General features: G+C 35.6%; 5 protein-coding genes. 1 reads left to right on the top strand and 4 read right to left on the bottom strand.

All coding sequences use genetic code 11. The features are described 5' to 3' along the window. On the bottom strand, nucleotides 1-338 hold a 338-nt coding region (locus HRT50_RS18070; RefSeq protein ID WP_291617090.1), incomplete at its 3' end, for a hypothetical protein. Nucleotides 339-728: 390 nt separating this feature from the next. Then, nucleotides 729-1,562 carry an SGNH/GDSL hydrolase family protein gene (locus tag HRT50_RS18065; protein ID WP_291617088.1) on the bottom strand — a complete coding sequence of 278 codons (834 nt, stop codon included), beginning with the start codon at nucleotides 1,560-1,562 and terminating at the stop codon, nucleotides 729-731. 384 nt (nucleotides 1,563-1,946) lie between these two features. Between HRT50_RS18065 and HRT50_RS18060 the strand changes: the two genes are divergently transcribed. Further along, complete coding sequence (locus HRT50_RS18060; protein WP_291617086.1) at nucleotides 1,947-2,534, top strand: YopT-type cysteine protease domain-containing protein; 588 nt, start codon at nucleotides 1,947-1,949, stop codon at nucleotides 2,532-2,534. Nucleotides 2,535-2,799: 265 nt separating this feature from the next. On the opposite strand, the gene HRT50_RS18055 is transcribed toward HRT50_RS18060, so the two are convergent. Then, complete coding sequence (locus HRT50_RS18055; RefSeq protein ID WP_291617084.1) at nucleotides 2,800-3,063, bottom strand: hypothetical protein; 264 nt, start codon at nucleotides 3,061-3,063, stop codon at nucleotides 2,800-2,802. Nucleotides 3,064-3,183: 120 nt separating this feature from the next. Then, entirely contained in the window at nucleotides 3,184-3,429 is a 246-nt protein-coding gene (locus HRT50_RS18050; protein WP_291617082.1) for a hypothetical protein, read from the bottom strand. Nucleotides 3,430-4,319: the final 890 nt, after the last annotated feature.

Here is a 4,319-nt window from a genome sequence, read left to right as displayed (position 1 = left end):
GGCTCAAGTTCAGTGATGTCTTGATCTTTGATCACTGCATGCGCATGGCAATCATCAGCAATTTTTTGAATCGCGTCCATTTGCATGTCATGTTTGACTGGCACGACAACCGCACCTTTGTGCCACAACCACAAAAGTGTGGAAACTGTTTCAGGTGTAGGGGTTGATACCACAATGATTTTTTCACCAAAAGAAAAATGGATATTTTGCTCCAACCAGTCTTGATGTGCGGTCATCGTTTCATGCGTTAAGGTTTGACCAGATGGACAGAAATTAATCTGTCCGCCCCAGCGTTGCTGTTGTAATTTTACGCATAAATCGCTAAGAGAGAACAACATAATTTCACCTTATCTCAAATTTCACTTATGTCAAAAGCTGCTAGAATTTATATCGTTAGCTGCCTTGCCGTTGATGTTGGTCTGACCAGCATATTGGAGAAAAACTAATAAAACAAGCATTACATTGTACTTTTTTTAACAAGATAATGGCTTATTATTAACCTTAAGGTAACAAAATTGATCGATATTAACATTTATGTTACATTTACTGATGAATTAAACAATGGGGGGGAAATCATTTAAAAAATTAATTTGATAGAGGTTTATACTTTATTTTGTCCAATATACATACTCATTTTGCTGGTAAAAAAAGCAGGGTGATTGCTGAGGGTAGCGCTTTATTTTCAATCCGGAAAATGACTCCGTGTTGGTAATTATAATAAAAAGTTATCAGCTTAATATGTTGACCAATTGTGCAATAATAATTTTAGCTGCTAGTTGATGGCCGTCGATGGACCAGTGTAGGCCGTCATTATCGAGTAGATGGCTGTTATCCAAATCTGTGAAGTGTGAACGCAAATCAATCACATTTTCAGCCTTACGGTTAACAATATCTGCTACTTTGTTGATGTGAACGTTACACCAACTGGCCATCAATGGTTTAAAGAAATCATGCTTTTCGACACGGGCAGGATCGACGCCAACCGGTGTTAGCCAAACCCAAGGGGCATGGGTTTGGTGTTTGGAAAAGTCGATCACACTGGCGAGATTGCGTTCAACCTCATCAATACTGGTGCAGGGTTTGTAACGACTGCCCCCTTGAATTCGAGCATCATTAGTGCCGCTAAAGCTAAAATACAAATCAGCCTTCAATTGAGCTGCGGGGATCACCGACCCCAGTAACTGGGTAGTAGTGTCGCCTGAAACGGCAAGATTGATAAATCGGATATTGTCTTCGGGTCTGATAATGGCGAAAGAGCGTTCGATAATCGAAAACCATGATTGGCTATCGTCGGTTAAACTATCGCCGAGCACTACAATCTTAGCTTGTGTCTTAAGTGGCAAGCATTTTATCGCCCGAACGTAGTCACTGTCAGCGCATAATTCTTTGGCGGCGTCGTTAACCCGGTTGGAAAAAGTTTCTTTCATGGAGTTATAAAATTGTTCTCGCAGGCCAAAAAGAGCAGCATGGGCGGAGCTTGAAAACCCGCCGCGTAGAAACGAATATTTCTTTTCAGGATGAAAAAATTGCACTTGTCGTTGTAACTTTTCTTTGATGCTCATGTTGTCCGTCCAGTTATTTGACCGTTCACACCTTAACCAGTTTTTTTGGGCTTGCCAAGGATTAACAGTAATGAAGCCTTAAAAAGGCGGATTTAAAATATTAATTTCATCGTGGGTTTACATATAAATAACACAAGTAAAGTAACCGGCAATTCTTTGCAAAGAAGTAGATATAAAAGTAAAAGATGAACGTATTTAGCAATATCAAATATGTTCATCGAAAAAACATACATAGACTAAAGTTAAAAGTTTGTTAAAAAATCACAAAAAACAGTTGGCTTTTTCTCGATTGTCGATTATCTTAGCCAACAATTTTTTGCCTATTAACAAGGCGTTATGTGATATGAGCTATCAATATTCAAAAACACTTAAAGGAGAGTTATTATGAGTAGTTTCAAACAGTTCCAAGATTTGGTAAAAAGTCATGGCGGTAAAGCAAGAAAGTTTGATCAAGGAGCCGGACTGAGTATGAGATGGGCTAGTATGCAAACGGGGCTTAAAGCTCAAGACGGAGTTTGTGCAGGGCTATCAATAGCTTTTTTAGGGCTTGATAGTATACCTGACTCAAAGAATTTAATGGATGACAAAAATACACATTTGGAAAAAGGTGTACTTGTTTATGCTGAGCGAATAGCACAATTTGGTGGCAATTACAGCGAAGGCATGACAGGATTTGATCAATCTATATCAAAGGTATCTATGTCAAGAAATTCGACGCTTATAAAATGTCAAACACCTGAAGGTATGGCTAAAAGTTCCCTTAAGAGCCCCTCTGGACGATCCTTTATTAAAGTTAAAGGTCACGCTTGCGCAGCTATTACAAATAAGCGTGAAAATAACTTTGTTTTTTTTGATCCTAACCTTGGTTTTGCAAAATTTGACAGTAGTTTAAAATATGTCCTTTTTGTTAAAGAGTTTTTTGGTTTTGGATTATATGGACACACTATTTTCGATTTAATCTATGTAAAATAGTATGTTTTCAACGGTAGAAAACTTTCAATAACCTGCATGGAAAGACCGATATACGAGTTGTTAAACAAGAAAAATATAGTTGGCTGTTTTCACTGTTTTAAGAATTTATCCAACTATAAATTACCGCTTATTGAAACGTTGTTATGTCTCCCCACATCAAGTTAAACCCTTAATCAGCAAACAACTGTTATGGCAGCAACAGACACCCTACAGATATAAAGGTCGCTATGTCCGATACTCTTCAAAATTGGGCTATTGTACTCTTTTAGGTTCTTAAACTGCGAAGATGGGCGATTTTAGTGCTTATAGATGACTCTTTATTAATTTCGATAAGTAACCTAAGTCTATCAATTTCGGCTTGCATTGAATCAATTTGACCTTCGTATAATTCAACTTTCCTATCAATATTATAATAATTCTCTACAGCTTTAAGAACTGCTTTTGATGCAGCACCGGTTCTGAATTGTAGTTTAAGCAATTCAACTTTTTGTTCAAATAATGGATCTGGTGAAGTGAACTTAATTAGCATTTATCATCTTTATAAGGAATTCCGACGATGATGAGGAAGAATTTCATATAGTAATAAGAATTATTGGAAAGGGGAAGAGTCCACATACTATAACAGTGGACTCTAGAACCGTTTTGGACTTTATTGCAAGTTTTTATCTGAGTTTCGGCAAGTAAATGTCTTCATTTTTAATCGGTATTCTGATTGAATTTCAGAATGTTTTTTTGTCCAAAAAGAACAAGATTCTTTGTCTTTGATTATCTTTTCTTCTTTTATTTTACTGGCTTTGTACTCCGTAATATATGTTTCTATTCCGTGCACAGCTAGAGTTGATAGTGTGATGGTTAATAAAAGAGTGACACCTAATTTTATGTAGTTAATTTCCATATTTTTACCACTTAATAAATTATTAATTAAAATTTAAATCATCAGTTTTCTTGTTCGGGTACTAGTGACACCCGAACCAAGTCCGGACATCCGGATTACTTTGTCTTAGCTATATTGCTTAAAAATACGGTTTCGTCTTTACTATCAAACTTAATATTACCACTTTCATATCAGCTTAAAAAAACATTACATTTTTAACTTTTCACTGAAAAGATCAAAAGGCTAGTCAGATTTTTTAGCCAGCATCTTAAAAAAGCATTATTCGTTGTAATGGCAATAAGGTTTATGTCACTGGTAATCCATCTCATTATACCCGAATAGATAATCTATGTTGTTGGTAATGAAATGTTAAACAACTTTTTAGAGGCTTATCGAATTAAAGAATGGGACGTGGAAAAGTAGGGCACTTATATAGCAATCACTGTACAGACAGACGCAAGTTTTATGTTTAGTTTCATAAGGTTAATGAGGATACAATAGATAATTGTTTTCAAGCAGTTGGGATAATGCACGGTTTTAAGTCAGAGCAATGGCGAAATGATTCAACAAAATTTAAGCATATAATATTGCTATCCAACCCGTTTTTAGATGGTAATGGTTTCAACAAACTGAGGTTATGAGTATTGATGTTGGCCATGATGATATTCAAAGACTTCAGAAGCTAGCTAATGAATTCAAGGGAAAATAGATGAATCTGGAGAAATGAGTCTTATGAGAAGTGAACGTAATAGTTTATGGCATTCATTTTATGCAGACATTTATTAAAAAACGAACGATTAATCCACTTATTGATTCTTGCAAAATAAGATGATTGAAAGGTGTTCAGGAGAAAAAAATAATTTTAGCTGTATCAACACAATAATAAAAAAACAAGTTATTACATAAGTCAG

The organism is Colwellia sp., from assembly GCF_013215345.1.
Lineage (GTDB): Bacteria > Pseudomonadota > Gammaproteobacteria > Enterobacterales > Alteromonadaceae > Colwellia.
This window is presented reverse-complemented; position numbering and strand designations above follow the sequence as displayed.

Excerpts from the sequence above, each read along its gene's own strand:
- HRT50_RS18065 (WP_291617088.1), bottom strand. The coding sequence starts at position 1,562 with ATGAGCATCAAAGAAAAGTTACAACGACAAGTGCAATTTTTTCATCCT.
- HRT50_RS18060 (WP_291617086.1), top strand. The coding sequence starts at position 1,947 with ATGAGTAGTTTCAAACAGTTCCAAGATTTGGTAAAAAGTCATGGCGGT.
- HRT50_RS18055 (WP_291617084.1), bottom strand. The coding sequence starts at position 3,063 with ATGCTAATTAAGTTCACTTCACCAGATCCATTATTTGAACAAAAAGTT.
- HRT50_RS18050 (WP_291617082.1), bottom strand. The coding sequence starts at position 3,429 with ATGGAAATTAACTACATAAAATTAGGTGTCACTCTTTTATTAACCATC.